Origin of the sequence: Planococcus sp. PAMC 21323, assembly GCF_000785555.1 — a bacterium.
Lineage (GTDB): Bacteria > Bacillota > Bacilli > Bacillales_A > Planococcaceae > Planococcus.
This window is the reverse complement of sequence record NZ_CP009129.1, coordinates 636,910-659,087: the sequence shown is the minus strand read 5'-3', so window position 1 is coordinate 659,087 and position 22,178 is coordinate 636,910. Positions and strand designations below refer to the sequence as shown.

At 38.2% G+C, this 22,178-nt stretch carries 22 protein-coding genes; 13 read left to right on the top strand and 9 right to left on the bottom strand.

Annotation, left to right across the window (positions count from 1 at the left end; genetic code table 11):
• Nucleotides 1–437: 437 nt before the first annotated feature.
• Nucleotides 438–644 carry a TM2 domain-containing protein gene (locus tag PLANO_RS03340; RefSeq protein ID WP_038702988.1) on the top strand — a complete coding sequence of 69 codons (207 nt, stop codon included), beginning with the start codon at nt 438–440 and terminating at the stop codon, nt 642–644.
• Between the two features lie 15 nt (nt 645–659).
• Entirely contained in the window at nt 660–1,166 is a 507-nt protein-coding gene (gene mug / locus PLANO_RS03335) for a G/U mismatch-specific DNA glycosylase (RefSeq protein ID WP_038702986.1), read from the top strand.
• A 36-nt stretch (nt 1,167–1,202) separates the two neighbouring features.
• Here mug and PLANO_RS03330 read toward each other — a convergent pair whose 3' ends face one another.
• The 3 genes from PLANO_RS03330 to gdhA form a co-directional block, all read right to left on the bottom strand.
• Nucleotides 1,203–1,742, bottom strand: coding sequence for a DUF1697 domain-containing protein (locus PLANO_RS03330; protein ID WP_038702984.1), 540 nt, complete (start codon nt 1,740–1,742; stop codon nt 1,203–1,205).
• A gap of 33 nt (nt 1,743–1,775) precedes the next feature.
• On the bottom strand, nt 1,776–2,735 hold the full coding sequence (locus tag PLANO_RS03325; protein WP_038702982.1) for an Abi family protein: 960 nt from the start codon (nt 2,733–2,735) through the stop codon (nt 1,776–1,778).
• A gap of 118 nt (nt 2,736–2,853) precedes the next feature.
• Nucleotides 2,854–4,209, bottom strand: coding sequence for an NADP-specific glutamate dehydrogenase (gene gdhA, locus PLANO_RS03320; protein WP_038705362.1), 1,356 nt, complete (start codon nt 4,207–4,209; stop codon nt 2,854–2,856).
• Between the two features lie 396 nt (nt 4,210–4,605).
• Between gdhA and PLANO_RS15670 the strand changes: the two genes are divergently transcribed.
• The 5 genes from PLANO_RS15670 (at nt 4,606) to PLANO_RS03295 (ending at nt 10,597) form a co-directional block, all read left to right on the top strand.
• Nucleotides 4,606–5,685, top strand: a complete 1,080-nt coding sequence (locus tag PLANO_RS15670) for an S-layer homology domain-containing protein (RefSeq protein WP_052124280.1) — start codon at nt 4,606–4,608, stop codon at nt 5,683–5,685.
• A gap of 359 nt (nt 5,686–6,044) precedes the next feature.
• Nucleotides 6,045–7,376, top strand: a complete 1,332-nt coding sequence (locus tag PLANO_RS03310; RefSeq protein ID WP_038702980.1) for a sigma 54-interacting transcriptional regulator — start codon at nt 6,045–6,047, stop codon at nt 7,374–7,376.
• On the top strand, nt 7,373–8,737 hold the full coding sequence (locus tag PLANO_RS03305) for a YjiH family protein (RefSeq protein ID WP_052124279.1): 1,365 nt from the start codon (nt 7,373–7,375) through the stop codon (nt 8,735–8,737). The genes PLANO_RS03310 and PLANO_RS03305 overlap by 4 nt, the downstream gene beginning before the upstream one ends.
• 355 nt (nt 8,738–9,092) lie before the next feature.
• Nucleotides 9,093–9,422, top strand: a complete 330-nt coding sequence (locus PLANO_RS03300) for a PadR family transcriptional regulator (RefSeq protein ID WP_038702978.1) — start codon at nt 9,093–9,095, stop codon at nt 9,420–9,422.
• Nucleotides 9,419–10,597, top strand: a complete 1,179-nt coding sequence (locus PLANO_RS03295; RefSeq protein ID WP_038702976.1) for a DUF2812 domain-containing protein — start codon at nt 9,419–9,421, stop codon at nt 10,595–10,597. The genes PLANO_RS03300 and PLANO_RS03295 overlap by 4 nt, the downstream gene beginning before the upstream one ends.
• Nucleotides 10,598–10,684: 87 nt before the next feature.
• Here PLANO_RS03295 and PLANO_RS03290 read toward each other — a convergent pair whose 3' ends face one another.
• The 5 genes from PLANO_RS03290 to PLANO_RS03270 form a co-directional block, all read right to left on the bottom strand.
• Complete coding sequence (locus tag PLANO_RS03290) at nt 10,685–11,680, bottom strand: SPFH domain-containing protein (RefSeq protein WP_038705359.1); 996 nt, start codon at nt 11,678–11,680, stop codon at nt 10,685–10,687.
• A 33-nt stretch (nt 11,681–11,713) separates the two neighbouring features.
• The gene (locus PLANO_RS03285; RefSeq protein WP_038702974.1) at nt 11,714–12,493 is read right to left on the bottom strand and encodes a TPM domain-containing protein; all 780 of its coding nucleotides are present in this window, start codon (nt 12,491–12,493) and stop codon (nt 11,714–11,716) included.
• Complete coding sequence (locus tag PLANO_RS03280) at nt 12,490–13,518, bottom strand: TFIIB-type zinc ribbon-containing protein (protein ID WP_038702972.1); 1,029 nt, start codon at nt 13,516–13,518, stop codon at nt 12,490–12,492. Before PLANO_RS03280 ends, PLANO_RS03285 begins: the two co-directional genes overlap by 4 nt.
• A 47-nt stretch (nt 13,519–13,565) precedes the next feature.
• Complete coding sequence (locus PLANO_RS03275) at nt 13,566–14,282, bottom strand: PspA/IM30 family protein (protein WP_038702970.1); 717 nt, start codon at nt 14,280–14,282, stop codon at nt 13,566–13,568.
• Nucleotides 14,283–14,496: 214 nt separating this feature from the next.
• On the bottom strand, nt 14,497–15,705 hold the full coding sequence (locus tag PLANO_RS03270; RefSeq protein ID WP_038702968.1) for an acyl-CoA dehydrogenase family protein: 1,209 nt from the start codon (nt 15,703–15,705) through the stop codon (nt 14,497–14,499).
• Between the two features lie 481 nt (nt 15,706–16,186).
• On the opposite strand from PLANO_RS03270, the gene PLANO_RS03265 reads away from it, so the two are divergent.
• From PLANO_RS03265 to PLANO_RS03240, 6 genes are all read left to right on the top strand, one after another.
• Entirely contained in the window at nt 16,187–17,680 is a 1,494-nt protein-coding gene (locus PLANO_RS03265; RefSeq protein WP_038702966.1) for an MDR family MFS transporter, read from the top strand.
• A 188-nt stretch (nt 17,681–17,868) separates the two neighbouring features.
• The gene (locus tag PLANO_RS03260; RefSeq protein ID WP_038702964.1) at nt 17,869–18,243 is read left to right on the top strand and encodes a GntR family transcriptional regulator; all 375 of its coding nucleotides are present in this window, start codon (nt 17,869–17,871) and stop codon (nt 18,241–18,243) included.
• The gene (locus tag PLANO_RS03255; protein ID WP_038702962.1) at nt 18,243–19,115 is read left to right on the top strand and encodes an ATP-binding cassette domain-containing protein; all 873 of its coding nucleotides are present in this window, start codon (nt 18,243–18,245) and stop codon (nt 19,113–19,115) included. The genes PLANO_RS03260 and PLANO_RS03255 overlap by 1 nt, the downstream gene beginning before the upstream one ends.
• Nucleotide 19,116: 1 nt before the next feature.
• Nucleotides 19,117–19,827 carry a hypothetical protein gene (locus PLANO_RS03250; protein ID WP_038702960.1) on the top strand — a complete coding sequence of 237 codons (711 nt, stop codon included), beginning with the start codon at nt 19,117–19,119 and terminating at the stop codon, nt 19,825–19,827.
• A 173-nt stretch (nt 19,828–20,000) separates the two neighbouring features.
• The gene (locus PLANO_RS15665) at nt 20,001–21,149 is read left to right on the top strand and encodes a DUF4878 domain-containing protein (protein WP_052124278.1); all 1,149 of its coding nucleotides are present in this window, start codon (nt 20,001–20,003) and stop codon (nt 21,147–21,149) included.
• A gap of 129 nt (nt 21,150–21,278) precedes the next feature.
• Nucleotides 21,279–21,668 carry a hypothetical protein gene (locus tag PLANO_RS03240; RefSeq protein ID WP_038702958.1) on the top strand — a complete coding sequence of 130 codons (390 nt, stop codon included), beginning with the start codon at nt 21,279–21,281 and terminating at the stop codon, nt 21,666–21,668.
• 56 nt (nt 21,669–21,724) lie between these two features.
• On the opposite strand, the gene PLANO_RS03235 is transcribed toward PLANO_RS03240, so the two are convergent.
• On the bottom strand, nt 21,725–22,144 hold the full coding sequence (locus PLANO_RS03235; RefSeq protein ID WP_038702956.1) for a YybH family protein: 420 nt from the start codon (nt 22,142–22,144) through the stop codon (nt 21,725–21,727).
• Nucleotides 22,145–22,178: the final 34 nt, after the last annotated feature.

Genomic DNA, 22,178 nt, shown 5'->3' with positions numbered 1-22,178 from the left:
TTAAATCTGAAAAACTTCGAGTGTCTATTTCAACTTTTATCTATTCCATCATCCAGCATCATTTTTTCAGAAAATTAATTTCAAGTTGATAGTGTAGCAGAATTCGCAAAAAAATACCAAGTCAAAAAATCGAAAATTGTATGGATTTTAGATGGGGTGGTCACCTACTTCCGTTTAAATATCTTTCAGTATAACCGCTAGATCAACAATAAAACCAAAAATATAAAAAAAATTTAAGTTTATTTATAATAAGGTTTTCATTCCTATTATGTGAATATCTATGACAAAATACCCTATCCATAATTTTACATTGTTAAATTTTAGTGATACTTGTATAATAATGGGTATCCTGGTAGGGAGAAAATAATCTTTACTTGCATCATTATAATTTGTTAAATAGGGAATAGACTATTATAGAAACGAAAGGATGATGAACAGTGAAAAGCAAATTAGCAGCTGGGTTACTCGGTATTTTTCTTGGTGACTTTGGTGCACATAAATTTTATTTAGGTAAACCGGGAATGGGCATTCTTTACTTACTGTTCTTTTGGACAGGGATTCCCGCAGTTATTGGATTAATCGAAGGGATTTTGTACCTTCTGCAATCTGATAAAGACTTTCAACAAAAGCACGGCAGACGCTAAAGGAGGCTTTCTATATTGCAGCTAGAACCGATTCCTGATCATCTGCAAAAAAATTTAAACATCTTATTTGTCGGATTTAATCCGAGCATCCGGTCTTCTGAAACCGGCTTTCATTATGCTAATCCAAACAACCGATTTTGGAAAATTCTCTATGAAGCTGGATTGACTTCACGGAAATACCGCCCTGAAGAAAACAGCGAACTACTGAAGCTAGGATTTGGTTTAACGAATATCGTTGCCAGACCAACTAAAGAAGCGGCGGAAATTTCCACAGACGAATATGCTGAAGGTGCCGAATTGCTAAAAGAAAAAATCATGCAGTTTCATCCAAAAACTGTTTGTTTTGTTGGCAAAGGAGTTTATCAGCAATTCAGTAAAAGAAAAACTGTTTCATGGGGTGTTCAAAAAGAATCGGTTGTCCCAGGTGTCATTGAATATGTCGCACCCTCGTCGAGTGGTTTAGTGCGCATGAAATTACATGACATTGTCGAAATTTATAGTGGCTTGGTTAATTATCGTTAAAAATCCCGATCTCTGTTGAAAAGAGACCGGGATTTTTTATAGACTTTTCAATAGCGCCGAGATTTTTCTAACTGTATTTACATTACGAACTGTCATCCGCCGATAAAGAGCAGTTCCTACGAGTTTCCCTATCCCGCTCTTTACAACCATGTCTTTATCAACCGACCAAAGAATTGCACCAGGTACGTATATTACGCGGTCAATATCGAGTTTGATAGGCAGGCGATTTACTATCGTTTCATCGTCAACATCTTGCCATAAAAACAAGACATCGCTTTTCATGGCTTGATCATTTGACCAACTTTCCGGCACTGATTGTGCAATCTTTAAAAACTCGTCCGAACTATAAACTAATACATGGATCTGCAAATCGAAATGGCTGAAAATCACTCGTTCTAAAGTCGCTGCTATCGTTTCTTTATAATCATTTGTTGAGACAAAAACGACATTTCCTGAATTGATGTACGTCGTGACACTCGTCATGCCCGCCTCTTCGAATGCTAGTGTCAATTTTTTCATTTCAACTTTATTTTTCCCGCCTACATTAATACCACGCAACAATGCTACATACTTCATTAACATCACCTTCCTGTTAAGTAGGATTTCTTGTCAGCTACTAAATCCGGCATCTTTCATAATTTTCGTAAATGCTCTTTTTTGAATGGACATTTCTAACCTCTTAATTAGCTGCATTAATGTTAATGAAAATTGATCATAGTCAGCTTTTGTTAAAGTTAGTTTTACTAGAGATAGTAATGAAAAAACAGTCGCTTCACTCAAGCTTCCTTTGTTCATCTCTAATCGCTCTTCTAATGTTTCTAACTCGACTGGGTGCGTCAGGTGATAACGGTATAGCACTTCTTCATGCGCCGATTTATTGCGATACGGGAAAACAATGCGCAAAATAGCGTCTAACTCACTCGCCTTTAAAGTCATCAACCCATATTGCTCGCTATATTCTTCAGCAAAATCACGAGCGATTTGATCACGTAGTCCTTCGTCGATAACTGTATAAAAATGAGTGATTTGCCCAAGCGATAAAAAATTGACCAGTACCCAAAGCGGGACATCTTTATGTTTATCATAAAATTCACGAATGGCCGGGTACCTTACTTTATCGCGCTTTTTATGACTTTTGATTAAGTTGGCGAGCGTTGAAATAATACGATCTCGCTCATGATGATGTTGGCTGTCCACACTGAAATTGTTTGTCTCTAGAAAGCTCCCTGCTCTTTTAAACTTTTCAGAAAATCGATAAGCTAATTTTGATTTCATATTTTTTTCAAACTTTAGCAGTTCGTTCAGTAATAACATCCTTAAATCCCGATCAAAACGATGCAATGCACAAATATGACTAAAATCTGTTCCTTCTTGATAGCGTTCTAACCCGTACGGATTAAGTTTTACATCATGCTCAAGAAAAGGCTCTTTGTAACCATCGATCAAAGCATAATAATTCTCACGCGATAAAATCCGTCTTGCAGCAGCTTTGTCTGCCACTATTAGTCCACGCTTTTCGAGTATTTCTAGTTGCTCATCGTGAGTAGCAAAATCTTTCACGTCTCTCATCCTTTGCTCATTCTTCTTATTACTAACTGTAAGTCAATGAGCACTTTAAATAAATACCTACAGGCATAAAAAAACCATTCCCACTTATTAAAAAGGGAATGGTTTTGCTAGCCATCAATTAGTTTAGTCCGTGACTCATCATTGCATCTGCCACTTTTTTAAACCCTGCAATATTAGCTCCAATTACAAGATTGCCTGGAGAACCATATTGCGCGGCAGTTTCTGTACATGTTTTGTAAATGTTTTTCATAACCTGCAATAATTTTTCATCTACTTCTTCAGCTGACCAGGAGTACCGCATGCTGTTTTGAGACATCTCCATCGCCGAAACAGCTACACCGCCTGCATTTGCCGCTTTCGCTGGAGCAAACAAAACGCCATTATTCGTTAATACGCGTACCGCTTCTTCAGTGCACGGCATATTTGCGCCTTCCCCAACAGCTTTAACTGAGTTTTCCACCATAGCTTCTGCTCTTTCTCTATTAATTTCATTCTGTGTTGCACATGGCAAAGCAATGTCACACGGAATCGTCCAGATTTCTGATTTATCATTACCGTATTGAGCATTTGGGTGATGTTCAAGATAATGGTAAATCCGTTTTCTTTCTACTTCTTTTAATTGTTTGACGGTTTCCACATCAATACCACCTGGGTCGTAAATAAATCCTTCCGAGTCGCTACACGCAACAACTGTTGTACCAAACTCAATCGCTTTTTCCATTGCGTAAATCGACACATTTCCAGATCCAGAAACAATAACTTTACTGTCTGTAAAGGAATGTCCTCGATCTTTCAGCATTTCTTCAACAAAATAGACGGTGCCGTATCCTGTGGCTTCCTTACGAATGAGGCTACCACCATTCTCTGGATTTTTCCCTGTAAAAACGCCAGCTTCTGATGCATTCCTAAGACGTTTATATTGGCCAAACATATAGCCGATTTCTCGTTTACCGACTCCTATATCTCCTGCTGGAACGTCTATATCCGGACCAATATGACGGCTAAGTTCTGTCATAAAACTTTGGCAAAAACGCATAATTTCACGGTCTGACTTTCCTTTAGGGTCAAAGTCAGATCCACCTTTTCCCCCACCAATTGGCAAGCCGGTTAAAGCATTCTTGAAGATTTGTTCAAAGCCAAGAAACTTCACAACACTCGCAGTCAAGCTAGGATGAAACCTTAACCCACCTTTAAACGGTCCAAGTGTACTATTAAACTGTACACGGTATCCGCGATTAACATGGACATTCCCAGCATCATCTTCCCACGTTACGCGAAATTCAATAAATCGCTCTGGTTCAGAAATACGTTCGAGTATTCCTTGTTCTACATACTCTGGGTGTTGTTCAAATACCGGTTGTAACGAATCAAACACTTCCCAAGTTGCTTGCAAGAACTCTGCTTCTCCTGGATTTCGATTTCTAACTTTTTTATGTATGTCATGTATGTATTCATAAGACGATTGCTTTTTCATTGGATTAGTCTGCTGTGTAAATGTCAAAAACATTCAATCCTCTCTTATAAAAATGAATATTTATTCATTAAAATTAATAATTAGATTTTATTATACAAAGAGTTTTTCATTAGCGCAAATCAATTTTCAACATAACTATGTTTTATCATTTAACTTCAATCTACTTTTTGCTAGAAGAAAACGTTATCATCGTCAGTAAAACAATATTACGCTACTTTTTGTTGTGAATATTTATTTGTAAAGTAAGGTAATGTTTCTGGAAATTTCATGAAACTTTTATTGTTACTTTTTTTACATTTTGGGTATATGTGCAGTAAAGCAAATCGCTATTGTCACTCAAATTAAGAAAACCTTCGTTGCTAAAGACGGTGAAATCGAATTTGAGGAGTGAACACAGTGAGAAAGCTTATTGTTCTACTTTGTTTCTTGTTAACTTTGTCATTAGCATTTCCTGTTGCCGCAGCTTCTGATTTACCAAAGTCTCATATGTTTTACGACGAAATCAATTATCTCATCGAACGTAATGTATTAAATGGCTATCCCGATGGCACGATGCATCCAGACTCAGGAGTAACACGCGCCGAAGTAGTTATGATGATCGGTCGTCTAAAAGGATTTGATGGCAAGCAACAGAATACCATTTTTTCAGATGTACCTTCTTCTCACAAAGCAAGCGGGTATATTGCAGCCGCAGCAAAAGCCAAGTTAATCAATGGCTATCCGGACGGCACTTATCGCCCAAACAACACAATCACTAGAGCTGAAATGGCGTTTATTTTGTCTCGTTTGTTCGTTGTCCCCTTCCGTGCAGATGTCAGCTTTACAGATATCTCACCTGACATGGCCGTTTTCGAGCCCATCCAACAAATACTAGCGGCTAATATTACCATCGGTTATCCAAATAAAACGTTTCGTCCAAATGTAAAGGTAACGCGGGGGCAGTTTTCTGCATTTCTAGCACGCGGTCTTGAAGCTAAGTTTAAAAACCGAGCAACCATTTCAAACTCTTATTTAAGAGACAAAACAAAATCTTATAGTTATGATACGGAATATGGAGCAGAGCGGCATGTCTATAATTACGTACCATCGCGCTACGGGTTAGAGATGGGCTTTGTTTGGAGCATCTATAAAGAAGATAGATCTTTATTAACTGATACATTAGAATTCGAAACACATGAAAGCTATATATTTGGTATGCCCTATTCAGAGGCGTACACAGAATTAATTTATCCAATTAAAATTGGACAAGCCTGGTATACGGATACTGAGTATTCAGCTCCTCGTGTCATCACGAAAACGAACGTAACGGTACACACACCGTTTAAGACATTTACTAATGCCGTAGAAGTTACAGTTGCCGCCAACCCCCAATTTTCTGAAAAAGGTCATGTTTATTATATGGTAGAAGGTTATGGGGAAGTAAAATCAGTAAACTTAGATGGTACCGTTACAAAAGAATTGGTCGCTGTCGAATAAAATTGTTTATAAAAAACAAGCTGTCACCTAAAGTCAGGTTCTCTGATCTTTAGGTGACAGCTTATTTATTGTTTTGTAATTATATACACCAATTATGTATCATGTCATATTTTAGTTTTCAGAAAATTACTTCTATTAATCACTTTATCATGCAGCTCTTATTATATATAGTTTATAAAAATACTTATTCACTTATAAGAATTAAATTATAGAATTAATTAAAACTCGTTTGGATATTCAAGGATTCCTAAAAAAGCCTATTATTACATGAAGTTATTCAAAATTAATAAAAAAAACTCTTGTAATTCGATTATTCAATAATGTATAGTCTATACAATAATGAATAAAGGAGGACAGTAATGAACAATTTATTTCTGCTTCCCAATACCAACGAAGAAATTATCGAAACGTATGATGAAGACATTATCGTGACTACACGAGAAGGTCGCATCATCAAAGCCTCTAAATGCAGTGGCGATGCATACGGTGTAACGGCTGAAGAATTACTTGGAAAATCTGTTTACGATTTAGAAGCGGCAGGAATCTTTTCTCCTGCTATCACGCCTCTCGTATTAAAACAAAAGAAAAAAGTGGTCATTAGACAAAATACGCCTTCTGGAAAAAAAGCATTGATTACAGGGATTCCTCTTTTCAACGATAGCGGTGAAGTGGACTTTGTTGTTAGTTATTCTTACGACATGTCTCAGTTGATGGTCATGAAAGAGTACCTAGTAAATCTAGAAGCAGAAATGTCTAAAGTAAAAGGAGAGCTTGCTCACCTCCGCAATCAGCAACTTCATGTTGAGGGATGTGTTATGGAAAGTCCTTCATCAAGCCGTGCACTTCAAATAGCTAGTAAGATGTCGCAGCTCGAAGTTCCTGTTGTAATCTGTGGAGAACCTGGTACCGGAAAAACGGCGTTAGCTAAATTTATTCACTCACAGAGCAGTCGGAAAAATGCTGCTTTTATCGAAGTCAATTGCAGCGCAATTCCTGAATCGGTGTTTGAAATCAGCTTTACAGGGCTTGGTGATGAAGGTTATATAAACTTAGCCGCAGGAGGAACACTGGTACTTAATGAAATTGAACAATTGTCACTTGCTTCACAAGCAATACTGTATAAGATTTTGCAACAACCACATACTGCGCGTGTACTTGCTATTAGTACGACCTCAATTGAAGAAGCTGTTACTGCCGGTAAATTTCGTGAAGATTTGTTTTATTTTTTACATTTGGCTTCTATAGAATTATTCCCGTTAAGAGAACGACCCGAAGATTTAGACCAAACGATCAGTCGTGTAATAGAAGAGCTAAATCAAAAATATACCCAACAAAAATCAATTACCGATGATTTGTATTTCCACTTATTGCAGTTGCCTTGGAAAGGTAATTTTCGTGAATTACGTAATGTATTAGAACGTAGCTATATCGAAAATGAGTCAGTACTCATCACACTCGATGACCTTCCCATCACTTACCAACCTGATTCAGATGAACGCATCGGCTTTGAACTTCAAGGTCAAACACTTCCTCATATTTTGGAATCGGTTGAGAAGAAAGTAGTGCTGAATGCACAAAAGCGCTACCGAACAACAACTGAAATGGCGCATATTCTAGGGATTAGCCAACCATCCGTTGTCCGCAAACTAAAGAAATATACAAACACACCTATTGGGGGGGAAATTATATGACCATGTTACAAAGCGAAAAAAAGACGATTGAATCCATCGATACGTGGAAGTTTTTAATTCCTTCCATTATCGGCGCATTACTTTTCTTATGTCCGATTTCTTATGATGGGCAAATAACAATTGGTGTCGGCATTTTGGCCTCCTTCTTATTATCTACATTTGGTGATGTTATTCCTGGATTTATTGTTATCTTACTCGGCTTTTCAGCACTGGCTAGCGTACTGGCTACAATCACAAAGCCTGAGTTTGTTCAAAACTCTCCCTTCTTAAGCAGTACTTTTATTAACGGACCTTTAGGTCTAGTTGTTCGTGTATTGGCATTTACTTTTGGATTTATGGCGTATTACGAAATGGGTCCTGAAATCATTTCGTCAAGAGCCACAGGTGGGGTTGTGCTGTATGACTTAGCACCTGTATTGTTAACTTGGTTCTTATTTGCTGGGATTCTACTGCCATTACTCGTAGAATTTGGCTTAATGGAATTTGTCGGAACTTTATTAAACAAATTCATGCGTCCTGTCTTTACTTTACCTGGACGTTCTTCGATCGATGCGATGGCTTCTTGGATGGGCGCAGCGCCCGTTGGAGTTTTGGTAACGATGAAACAATACGATGAAGGTAACTATTCTGGACGTGAAGCTTCTGTTATTGCAACGACGTTCTCGATTGCCTCTGTTGCGTTTAGTTTAGTCGTTGCAAATGTTGTCGGCATTGGTCATTTGTTCTTCCCGTTTTACTTAGCCGTATCCGTCGCTTGTTTAGTGGCAGCGATTATTATGCCACGCATTCCCCCGCTATCTCGGAAGAAAGATGACTACTACGCTCCAGTTGGAAAGCAAGTCGATGACACTATTCCTGAAGGTGCTTCTCTATTTCAATGGGGATTTGATGAAGCTCGTCGCAAAGCAAGCAGTGCGGCAAGCCCGAAAAAGCTTGCTAAAATGGGAGTCGAAACAGTACTCGATATTTGGCTAGCGTTAATCCCGCTTGTTTTTGCTCTAGGTACAATCGCTTTGATCGTGGCTGAATACACTCCACTTTTCAAAATTATTTCTTATCCATTAATTCCGGCACTGACAATGTTCGGATTGCCTGAAGCAGCTGAGGCGGCACCTACTTTCTTAGTTGGTTTTGCAGATATGTTCTTACCAGCAGTACTTGGTGGTGGAATTGAAAGTGAATTAACTCGCTTTGTTCTAGCTGGAGTGTCATTGACGCAAATTATTTATATGTCTGAAATCGGCATTTTAATCTTGCGTTCAAACATTCCTGTGAAGTTCTGGGAACTTGCAGTAATCTTCGTTTTACGTACAATCATCACCTTACCAATTCTTGTATTGTTTGCTCATCTATTTGTATAAACGAGAAAATCCACCTCCCACGTAATGGAGGTGGATTTTTTGTATTTTAGCGCATAAAAAAATCCGCATGTCGACATGCGGATTTACTTTTTTGTACTCATTTTGCCCAGTGGTGGAAGAAGAAATAGGACATGATGAGCACAATCATGATGGCCGAGATGACAAGCATAGGCACAAAACCAAAGGTGGCTTCCATAGTAATTCCTCCTTCTTTTATCTTCATCATACTCTCTTTTAATAGAATGTCAAAATATAAATTTGAATATTCCGTCTACTTTAGAAAAAGTTAAACTATACACAATATGTCACGATGTGATATAGTCGAGGTGTGACATATAGAAGAGAGGCTCTATAAATGGATATTCAAAAAATGCTAAAAAAATATGTGCCTATGACAGAGACCGCTTTTTATATCTTGTTATCTTTAACAACACCGCGTCATGGCTATGGGATTATTAAACATGTTGAAGACCTTACAGCAGGACGACTTGTTCTTGGATCAGGTACTGTTTATGGCACTTTAACAAAAATGCAAAAAGATGGTGTCATTGTGGTATTCGCGGACGAATATCGAAAAACGGTTTACGAAATCACCGATACTGGCAAACAATTAATGAATCGAGAAATTCAAAGACTTAAAGAGTTACATCAAAACGCTTTAGCTTTTGAGGAGGATTTCCAATGATTAAAATATATAGACCTTTCTGGAGCTATGACGTTGAAAAAACTGAAACGTGGCTCTCACAAATGGCAAAAGATGGCCATATCTTTGAGAAATTAGATCGATGGACGCGCTGCTTTTATTTTAATGAAGGTGATGCGGAATTGCGTTTTTATCAAATTGCTTATGACAAATTTAAATCACCTACACTTTCTTCAACTTTGCTAAACGACGGTTGGGAAATGGCTGCACTAGCTGGAAAATGGCAAGTTTCGACAAACAGTCAATCTATAGAGTCCATAAAAAAATTCCCCACTAGAGATGGAGTTATTAAACACAACCAAAGGATTACGTATCTTTTCTATGGACTTTTATTTTATTTATTGGCTGTACTCGCAGCTCCCATTTCTTTAGCTTTTTCCTATCTATTCATGGGTGAAGCTGTTGTTGTAGAAGAAAGCCCATATTGGATTTTGACGTATTTATTTTTTGCAATAGTCATTGGATTGGTTATACTAGGCATTTACTCTATTATCAAAATTACAAAAACAAATAAAAAAATGAGTGAACCACTAGTTGTAGAGCCTATTCAAACGAACACGAGTGTCGAAAAACAAAGAAAACGAGAACTGAAACATTCAGGTCGCCGAGTAACTAAAATTCGATTCGCTTGGATGTATTCTCCTGATAAATTGGAAACCTGGCTTGAGTCTATGGAACAACGTGGATTCAACTTAGTGCGTGTCAATCCAATCGGCATGATTTTTCACTTTTCTAAAGGCAAGCCGCGTCGCATAGCTTATAAAGTCGATTACCAACGCCAACCACCTGCAAGTTATTTTAACATTCATCAAGAAGCTGGCTGGTCTAATTGCTTTAACTCCATTTCGAACTTAGAAAAGTGGACCATTTGGAGTCAAGAATATACACAAGATCAAGGGCGACCGCAATTATATAGCGATAATTCCACTCGAATCAACCAGGCTAAAAAGATGGTCCTTACGTATACTACCTTCTTTTTACCTTTTACACTTTTGTACCTTTATTTCCTATTTAATAGCTTTAATCAAAAAACAGAGTTGTCTCAATGGCTATCATGGGGAACTTTTGCATTTATACTCTGCATCACTATTTATGGGTCCTTATTAGTCAAACTATGGACGTATTATATGCGTTTGAAAAAACAAGTTTCTGTATAAAAAAATGGCAAATTTCTTATCACTTAAACTAGTCTAGATAGAAAAACCGCTACAGGATTTCCATCCTCTAGCGGTTTTGTTTTCTAGTTATGCTAATTTCTGCCCACAATTCGGACAGAATTTCGAACCTTCATTTTTTTGCCCGCAGTTTGGACAGAATTTCGGTACCGTTTGATCACCACTTGTTGAACCAGTGTTGGAATCATTTGTGTTCGTAGCTGTGCTTTGCTGTTTGTTGGGACCTGATTCTTTTTTGTCGTCCATCATTTCTTTCGCGATGTTCATGCCCATCATCATACCCGCCATATCAGATGCCGTATTCGACCCAGATGACTTGCCCATAGCATCTGCCACAGAAATTTGTTGGTATTTCGAAACGTCACCAACCATTCCGTGTGACGCACTTTTGTTGATCATGTCTTGAATTTCCTTCGGATAGTTAAAACTCATCACTTGGAAGCCTGTTACTTTCATGCCATCGTCCATTAACTGCATATTTAAATCATCTTGAATGCCTTGTCCAATTTCTCGTGCATTCGCTTGCAAATTGAACATGTCCTTGCCTTCTTTACTAATCCATCTCATTAACAGTTGATCCAAAATTGCCGTAATCCGGATTTTCACATCTTCCACTAAATAACTACTTCGGACGCCCGCAATTTTATCGATCAACCCAATATAATCGCTAACTTTAAATTGGAATGTACCGTTTGCACGAATTGGCATGCCCCCTGGAAGCTGTGGTGATGGGATATTGATTGGATTTTGCGTCCCCCATCTGACAGTAAATTCTTTGGTATTCACAAACAAAACCTCAACACGCATGCCACTATTAAAGCCAAAACGGAAACCTTTTAACGTCGATAGGAATGGCACGATTTCTGATTCAATATCGTACTCACCTTCATCTTCAAAAATCCCTTCAACTTTACCATTATTAATAAAGATAGCATCTTGTCCTGGACGAATAATAAGCTTACTGCCTTTTTTCACTTCGTTATTGGTCCATTTCCAGAAAATCATATCTTCTCTGAATTCTTCCCATTCCACTACATCTGAAAATTGATTGCCGAAAAAGCCCATTTTGTTCATTCCTTCCTCTAGTTCAATCCACACTTAAAACTTGCGTCCACCGCCACTAAATGATCGCCCGCCTCCGGTACTTCCACCACCACCAAAGCCGCCACCTCCACTATTGCTTTTAGGAACTTTACGACGTGAGACGGTTTTATTCCGGAATTGGTCTCTTGTTTCTGTCACTCTCGTATTATTGCCATCAAAATAAGTGCTAGCTGTTGTCGTGACACGTCCAGCTGAATTGTAGAGCATGAAACTGACAACGGCTCCCCCTAGTAGTAACGCAATTCCTACTTGAAACCATGTTTTTAAAAAGATGTTTTCCGGATTAACACCTGGCTTAAACTCCATATAACGGCTTGATGTCGTTACCGTTTCACGGAAAGCATCTGCATAATCACCATTTTGCATTTCCGAAATAATTCGATCGAGTACCAAATCGACACGTTTGTTATCTAGTGTTGTTTCCGCTGTTCCAAAACCAGCTAAGTAAACATCGCGCGTAGCAATATTCATCGTCAGCAAAACCGCATTTTCTTGGTTGTTTTCGACTGCCCAGTCATCAAAAAAATCACTCATGTATGTAATGATGTCTGTTGACTGTTCATCAGCAGAAGTTAAAAACAAAAAATCTACATCTTGTTTCTGACTATATTCTGTCGCGACCGCTTCTAATTCAACTATTTCTGCTTTGCTCAATAAATTGGCATCATCGTATATGTGCTGATCGGCTGCAGCAAATACAGTCATGCCACTTATTCCAATAAATAAAAGCAATAAACAAATTATCTGCAATCCTTTTGCTTTAAACGTGCTCACCAAAAAACACCTCCCACAGCAAACGAAATGGCTTTTACTACTGCAAATGTGGAAGCTGCAATTCCGGTAAACCAGGCAGCCACTTTAAACGCGCTAATCGGTGGCTTGCCTACCACTTTACCCGTTTGACCATTCATCGCAAAAGTATGTTCTTTATTGTCAAAGTCGTAATAAACCATCCATACAGGAAATAACGTATAGTAGACATTTTTTTTATTGGTATGAATTTGTTTGTTGGTATAGCTAACAGTTGAATAGCCTGAAATGGTACTGCCTATATACGAATCGATATAAGGAACGATTTTTGATTCGACTCGTGAAAATATTTGTTCGTCATCATAATCATATTTTTCCGCAAGATACCCTGCTAAATAAGGCATTTTAAAATCTTTAAGTTCCTCGTAATTATAAGGCTCGAGTTTATCCATTAAGTCATCGTCCATTTTTTCCGATGCATCAGCTGGCACTTTTAAATAACTGAGATCTAACTCCCGGCGCACATCATAAAAATCGGTCTCTGTGTAAATCGTATCGCCTGTCGTATAACTACGTACTCTCGTTGCAAGTGCTGCGACATCAGCTTTTCCTTCAATATCATATAACCAAAATGGCACATACATCCCCGTCATTTTTTTTATGCGGTCGCCACTTGTAAATCCTCTTGGCGTTAATCTGCCATTTTTCGTCCACTTTTTAAAAGCAGCAACAGCTTCTTCTTTACTGACGGTAAAAGGAATCACTTTAGCAGGAGCTAAGTCTCCTGTTAATCGATCTGCTAATAACACCGGTGCACCACAAAAACTGCAATGGGTGGCTGTGGTTTCTGCTTCTGTTAAAATAACCGCTCCGCAGTTTTCACAATGGTATTCTTTTGCTTCACCTGGGTCGAACTTCCGAATAATATTCGTTTCCGGAAATGTTTCGATGTCATCTTGTCTGCCACAGTTCGGACAGGAAAGATGGCCTGATTCGCTATCGTATGCCATATCCGAGCCACAGTTTGGACATTTATATTGAGTGACCATTCTATCCGTCCCCCTTTAGCTCACAAGAATATATTGTCTACCTATTCTCATTTGTCTTTGCCTAATTGAGTTTTTAATGCTGCTAATTCATCGTCTACATTGATGCCAGCTTTTAGCGACTCTAGCTCATTATCAACAGATGCGTCACCATCATATTTTGATGCCAAATCTTTAATATCAGTTCCTGAACTTTTATTTAGTTCCGACATTGCATTTGCTCTATCAAGCTCTTGGTTGATTTTTTGTTCCATTTTGTCAAAAGCAGAAATTCGCTCACCTGCTCCATCGACTGACGAAGCAAAATCGTTCATTCGTTTTTGTGTTTTTGCTACAGCAGCTTTACCTTTTAGTTCAGAGCGACGAGATTCTAGTTCGCCGATATCCGATTCTAGCTTGTCATGCATTTGGCGCATTTGTTGCGTATTGGCAGCTGCTAGTTCTACAGCCGTCTTTTTATCTGTTAATTTTTCAGAAAGCTCCGCTTTACGTTGCAAAAACTTACGAGCATCTTCTTCATTTCCTGCTTCTAATGCTTTTACAGCATAGCGCTGCATGTCGTCAATTTCTTTTTCAACTTCACTCAGTTCACGGCGTTCTCGTTTTTCAGCCGCCATAATCGCAGCTGTTTCTGATTTCACCTTGCCTAAGTCGCTATTCAAATCACGCAAATATTGATCGATCATTTTTTCCGGATCTTCAGCTTTGTCTAATAGCGCATGAATATTGCTCGTCATAATATCTTTAAATCGTTTTAAAATTTCCATCTTCATTCTCCTCTTTTTGTGGTTTTTTGTTACAACTAAGCAGTTTCTCTTACCTACTGAAAGATTACCCTTTACCTATAAAAACTAATCTCTCAATCCGTTCACATTGTTCGCTGTTGCATTTGCAATATAAAAAAATCTCTCTCTTTTAGTATAAACCATTGTTTCTATAGTACTCTATAAAAATAGAAGATTCGGGTAATTTTAAATTGAATTATTCACTTATACCGCTTTGCTGTTCCCAAGCTGGCAATGTGTGTGATAAAGCTTTATCTTCTTTATATCCTAAAACATATTCTGCTTGCATAATCGTATGAATTTCACGCGTGCCTTCATAAATCACCGGAGCTTTCGAGTTACGTAAGTAGCGGCTTACTGGATATTCGTCTGAATAGCCATAGGCTCCGTGAATTTGGAAAGCATCATCTGCAGCTTTATAAGCAAAATCACAAGCTTGCCATTTCGCCAAAGAAGTTTCTCGTGTATTGCGCTTTCCTTTATTCTTTAGCTCTCCTGCACGATAAACAAGTAGGCGACTCATTTGAAAGCCAGCTTCCATGTTGGCAATCATTTGTTGTACCAATTGATGACGCCCAATCTCTTGGCCGAATGTTTGGCGTTGTCGGCAGTAACTGACACTCGCTTCTAAGCATGCCATGATTTGCCCTACCGCCCCAGCTGCCACGGTAAATCGTCCATTATCAAGAGCAGCCATCGCAATTTTAAATCCTTCGCCTTCTTTTCCTAACAAGTTTTCTTTCGGTATTTTGACATCTTCAAAAAATAGTTCACCGGTATTGCCTGCACGAATTCCGTGTTTGCCTTTAATCGCTTTAGAAGAAAATCCATTCCATGTACGCTCGACAATAAATGCAGAAATCGCCTTGTGCTTTTCTGCTTGGTCTCCAGTATAAGCAAATACGATAAAATGATCTGCCACATCACATAGTGAAATCCACGTCTTCTGTCCGTTTAGTAAATAATGATCGCCTTGTTTTAAAGCCGTCGATTTCATCGCTACTACATCTGACCCAGCGCTTGGTTCGGTCAACCCAAAAGCTCCGACTTTCTCTCCTTTTGCTTGTGGGATTAAATATCGCTGCTTTTGTTCTTCTGTCCCCCATTGCAGAATGGTCAAGCTGTTCAAGCCCGTATGAACTGAAACCGCTGTGCGAAATGCTGTGTCCCCGCGTTCAAGTTCTTCACAAACAATTGCCAGCGAATTATAATCCATGCCACCGCCACCATATTCTTCAGGTATGCAAACACCCATCAAACCTAAGTCTGCGAGTTTCTTGTAAATAGCAGGATCTGATTTACCGGTACGATCCCATTCTTCGATAAACGGTAGTATTTCTTTGTCCACAAATCCACGTGTTGTATGCCGCAACATCTCTTGCTCTTCGGTAAATGAAAAATCCATGATCCATCGCCCCTTTTTTATGATTACTAGTTAGTTTTTCCCGATTCATACAAACATCGTGCAAAAAAGCCAGTTCAAACAGACAACAGCAAAACTGCTTGTCTGGGTGAACTGGCTTTTATCTACGGCAAAAATTCAAAAAGAAAACTTTGCCAGACTAGGCAGCATAGCTATCCAACATTTAGAACTAGTCGTGTGGAATAAAAGTCTTCACTTCTGGTCCCTTCTTATTGTCACTGTAATACAGAAAACAGTATTTGTAAACGAAAATAACGAACTAGTCTGAATAGTTTTTTTATTGAATCATTCATTATTCCTCGATAAATGCTATCAATGATTTTACGTTACCTCTAATTCATCGACATTTTCATCGAAACTTTGCTTTTCACTTTTTTGCTATTCGAATTTGTGTTTCGAATACAGAAAGGATTATGCTATGTATATCTTTTCATCAGTTTAAAAGAGCGAGGGGCGAAATATGATGTATAACAAAAGAGAAAGCAATATGAAAGTAGTCATTGGCGGATTGCTACTGGCAATTTTAGTAGCGGCAATGGACAATACAATTGTCACGACAGCTCTTCCATCAATTGTTGGAGAGCTTGGAGGAGTAGATAAATTTGTCTGGGTAACCTCTGCTTATTTAGTAGCGCAAATGGCAGGGATGCCAATTTTTGGTAAACTGTCTGATATGTACGGACGTAAGCGGTTTTTCATTTTTGGTTTGATCGTTTTCATGTTTGGTTCGGTTCTCTGTGGTACTGCCGACACGATCAATGAACTAATCCTTTACCGCGCCATTCAAGGCATCGGTGGCGGTGCGTTAATGCCAATTGCTTTTACTATCATGTTTGATGTTGTGCCCTTAAAGCACCGAGGTAAAATGAGTGGCATGTTTGGTGCGGTATTTGGGATTTCGAGTGTCTTTGGACCATTACTTGGCGCATATATTACAGAATATATTAATTGGAATTGGGTTTTTTATATTAATATCCCACTCGGTCTAATTGCTTTTATCATGGTTGCATTTTTCTACAAAGAATCTCTCGAACATACTAAGCAAAAAATCGACTGGCTTGGTGCGTTTACTTTAGTTGGTGCGGTAGTCTCTCTGATGTTCGCAGTTGAACTCGGTGGCAAAGAGTTTGCTTGGGTATCTCCTCAAAGCTTTAGCTTATTCGCTAGCTTTGCAGTGCTTACAATCGTCTTTATCATTGCTGAGCGTCGTGCGGCAGAGCCTGTCATCGACTTTAGTATGTTTAAAGAACGGCTATTTGCAACAAGCGGACTCATTTCGATTTTTAGCGGAGCCGCATTTATTACGGCTTCTGTTTATATTCCTTTCTATATTCAAGGTGTTCAAGGTGGCAACGCGACGAATGCCGGATTTGTTCTACTTCCAATGATGGTTGGGTCAGTTGTCAGTGCTTCAATCGGTGGCGCTTTAATGACTAAGTTTAACTATCGATCGTTCCTGATTCCAACTCTCGCTTTATTAACAGTTGGAATGATTTTACTCGCAACATTGTCTGTTGATACGTCTAAATTTATGGTTATCGTATTTATGATTCTCGTCGGACTCGGTATTGGTGCATCGTTCTCGGTCATCCCTTCAGCCGCAATACATCCATTTTCTATTCGAAAGCGTGGAGCAGCAACTTCTACAGTCAGCTTCTTGCGTACTTTTGGTATGACAATCGGCATTACGGTTTTTGGAATTATTCAAAGTCAGTTGTTCACGCGTAAGTTAACGGAAAGCTTTGGTGCTGAGGCATCTCAGTTCTCAGGAGACTCGCGCGCGCTACTTTCTCCTGAAGGACGTGCAAACATTCCTACCGAAATTACAGATCAATTGATAGCTGCTTTATCTTCTTCAATATCAAGCACTTTCTTTTGGGCTATCATTCCTGCTTTTTTTGCACTTTTAACGGCATTTTGGATGAGCAAAGAAAAGCTTGCGGATAAGATTGAATAGTATATTTCTTTTTTTCTTGTCATTAATTTTTTTCTTTTCTAACCTCATGAAGTTAATCATTCATTTTATGAGATCTGTTATTTTTCTGAAAATTATAATAATAATTTGACAATAGACCTTTAGAGCGGTATGGTTATATACAATAGTATATAACCATACCGCTTTTATAATGTAAGGAGGTGTTTTTAGTGAGTAATGCATTTGACTCAAGTAAGCCGATTTTTTTACAAGTTCGCGAATTAATTGAAGATCAAATTGTCAATGATCAATTAAAAGAAGGCGATCAAGCCCCCTCCACCAATCAACTTGTCAGCTTTTATAAAATCAATCATGCTACCGTTTCCAAAGGGATTAACCAGTTGGTAGATGAAGGTATTTTGTTTAAGAAAAGAGGCATTGGCATGTTTGTCGCACAAGGTGCTAAACAAACTTTAATGGTCCTACGGAAAGAGGCATTTGTTGATAATTACGTTAAAGCTCTTGTTCAAGAAGCAATTAAGCTTGGTATTACACAAACTGAAATCATTAGACTGATAAAAAACACGAAAGGACGTGAAGTTTGATGGCTGCCGAAGGTAAATTGAGAAATGTCACAGTAAAGTTCCGAAAATCAGAAGCGTTAAAAGATATTTCGCTAACATTTGAAACTGGTAAAATATACGGGCTTATTGGACGCAATGGAGCCGGCAAAACAGTCCTTCTATCCTTACTAGCAGCATTCCGTGAACCGACACATGGACAAGTAGAAGTCGACGGCGAAGCTGTCTTCGAAAACGCAGATAAAATGCAACAAGTTTCTTTTATCTATACGAAAAACTATGAAGAAGAATACGAAAATATCCCAGTGATGTTGAAGTTTTCAGAGCGCTATCGCCCGAATTTTGACAAGGACTATGCCTATCGTTTACTAAACCGCTTTAAGCTACCATTAGATAAGCCAATAAATAAGTTGTCTAAAGGTATGCAAGCCGCATTAAACGTTGTTATTGGACTGGCAAGTCGCACCCCCCTTACCATTTTCGATGAAGTTTACCTTGGCATGGATGCCCCAACACGCGTCATTTTTTACGAAGAACTTTTAGCAGATCAAGCAGTGCACCCTCGTACTTTTATTCTTTCGACTCATCTCGTTTCAGAAATGGATTATCTTTTTGACAATGTCGTCATTATCCATGAAGGTCGTTTGCTATTGGATAATGATTACGAAAGTATTTCTGCTCAAGGTGTTTCAATCACAGGTGCGGCAGACCAAGTCGATCTTTTTGTATCCGGGATGAAACTCTTAAATGAGCAAAAACTTGGTGGTACTAAATCGGTAATGACTTACGGTACTTTAAGTGAAGAAGATCGACTTTCAGCACTAGCACAAGGTTTAGAAGTTGGCACCGTATCGTTGCAAGATCTGTTTATTCACTTAACAGAGGGGGCGCATTAACATGAAACCAGTTAAACTTTACCCAAAAGTAGCAGTCGACCTCTTTACGGAACAGTTAAAATGGAGTTTGTGGTTTTTCTCTTTTGTTACAATTGCTCATATAATAGGATTGGTAATTGTGTCAATAAACGATTCACGCATTCAACAATTCTTCGTTTTCTCCAGTTATTCTGTCGCTATTTTCTTGTTAGTTTGTGGAATTATTTCAGCCTATGGGTTTATGGGTCAGTTTGTTCAACAAGGCATTACTCGCAAAGACCTTTATATCGGAACAGTTTTATCAGTCTTTGCGTTAGCTCTGGCGGTCACCCTCATTTCCCTAGCGATTACTGGTATTGAACACGTGATTTCTAGTTTTGCGGCCTTGCCTATCAATACCAACACAGACACTGTATTCGATTTATCATCTGGATGGTTGTTAGCCACATTTACGTTTTTCTTGAACGTTACCACTTATTATTTAGTTGGTTGGTTAATCGGCGTTGGTTATTACCGCTTTGGTTGGGTGATTGGATTTGGTTTTGTCGCAATAGCAATTGCTGCGTTAAGTCTGAATAGCTTTTTCTGGATAAACAGTTCTGTCGTGCCGTGGATTCTCCATAACTCTATTGGTTCTAGCATTGTTCAAGCAGTTGGTGGATCATTAGTATTGATCGCTTTGTTGCTGCTGCTGATAAGATTATTAACGAAAAGAATTACGATAAAATTGTAAATCCATTATGACTTTTCTATTGTCCAATTGGACTTGGGAGAGTCTTTTTTTTTCTTTCTTTCAATAAAATTTACATTAACTAACTTTCTTTTTATTGACTCTTACAATATAAGCCAGTAAGTGATAACATTTATTGTATTTGCAATTAATTACGCTGAGAGGAAGTAATACATATGACTAACAAAAATATATTAGCCCCGTTATTGTTCAGTGCAATAATTTTGGCCTTTTTATCTGCCTGTGGAGCTGAAAATCCAAGCTCGACAGTTGATGATTTTTTATCGGCAATACAAAACAATAACTTCGAAAAAGCAGGAGAGTTTGTTCAAGGTGGAACCGATAGCCTAAGCACCGTTCAAGAAGACATTAGCGAAAAAGAAGAAGAACTTGCAATAAAGATGATTAAAAGCATTTCTAAGAAATATGAATTTAAGAAACCCGAAGAAGTTTCTGTTGATGAAGACAAAGCTGTAGTAAAAGCTGAAATCACGTCACTTGATATGGGGCTTGTAATGACGAGTACTATGGCTGAAATTATGCCACTAGCATTTGCGAATGCATTTGAAGAAGAAACTCCTGAAACTGAGAAAGCACTTGAAGAAATGGCTGAAAAAATTATGCTAAAGTATATTACAGCTGAAGACGCTGACCTTGTCACTAGAACAGTTGAGTTCAACTTAGAAAAAGATGAAGATGGCCTATTTAAAATAGTTAACGACGAAAATTTAGAAGAAGCACTTTTCGCTAACATCTCACAATTAGAAGATTTGTTTGGTGAAGAAGATACCGAGGTTACAAACGAGGAAACGTCAGTAGAACAACCGGAACAAACTTTTGAAGTCGTTTCAATTATCGCCGAGAATAAAACGTATGATGCAAATCCAATAAATATAACATTGGAAGAATTGTCGTTTAAAAAGGCAATAAATGTATCAGAAGATCAACAATTCGATATTAACAATATGTATACAGACGAACCAATAGATGATGAGTTTTATTATTTTTACATTAAGTTTACCGCAGAAAATACGATCGAACAAGATGTTGCTTTTACTGGCATAAATGAAGTTGTTTTATTCGCAGAAGGTAAACAAGAGAAGTTTGACATCGCCTATGATTGGAAAGATTTTATAGATTACGATGAAGCTCAAGATAGTGATTACTATGGTCCTGTTAGCAAAGATGGTGAGGTTGGCGTTGTAATTAAAACCGATCCTTCTAAAGTAGAGAAAATCCGAGTTGTATTAAGTGAGTCTAGAGATATTAATAGTTATGAAACACTCTCAGATGAACAAATTATTGAATTCGATGTTACAAAGTAAGTAAAAAAACCATTAATTTGTCAATTGTTCATAAAACTAGAGCAATGATCAATGATATAATTGTAGGTAGCTACAATAAAAGCTTTCTCGTATTGTCACGACCCGAAAATATAAGTTGGAGGTTTTACTATGGAGAAAAAATGGAGTCTTCGTTTAATACAGTTTTCAGCCGTTTTTGGATTGTTTGGTACGTTTCTAGGTTCTAAAATGGCTGGCGAAATGGATTATGGGTTACGCCCAGTGCACGCACATATTTTGCTTGTAGGCTGGCTTTCGGTGTTTGCCTGGGGCATATTCTACCGTGTTTATACAATCCGCTTCAAAAAGCTAGTCGCTATACATAGTATACTTGCGATGGTAGGTGCTCTTACTTTAACTAGTGGCATGTGGATATATAACTTAAATCCATTCAATTGGAATGAAACTTTTGTAACAGTCTTTTTCATCGTAGGCGGCAGCATACTATTGCTGGCGTTCCTGATGTTCTTGATTATTACGTTCTTAACTGAAAAAGAATAACAAGCAAAAACCCACTGAAGAATAGCTTTTTCTTTAGTGGGTTTTCTTCTTGAAAATCAACCGAAAATCGCTTGTTCATTTTCCGGATTTATAGGTAGTGATGAATGTTCATGAATAATTTTCCATGAGTCTTGTTTTTTTTTCATAACAAACGTGAAACGATTTTTCATACTTCTTACCTCTTTCCCCGTCATATCTACGGCAGTGTAGCTAACCGCACTGTGCGCAAACGCTAGATCTCCGCTTTCTTCTACAAAATCATCATAAAATTCGACTTTCAGCAGCATTTCTTCTTCTAATCCACTAAACCATTCAACTACGACTTTTTTCCATGCAGCTATTCCGTTATATTCCCATTTTCCCCAGCAATCAAAGATATGAATCTCTTCTGCATAGCTCAAAAGAAATTTATCTACATCTTTTTCATAAACAGCTTTCTGGTAATTTGTAAGCACATCTTGAGCAGACCTGAACATAAGACTCCTCCTCTTGTTTAATTCTCTTCCATAC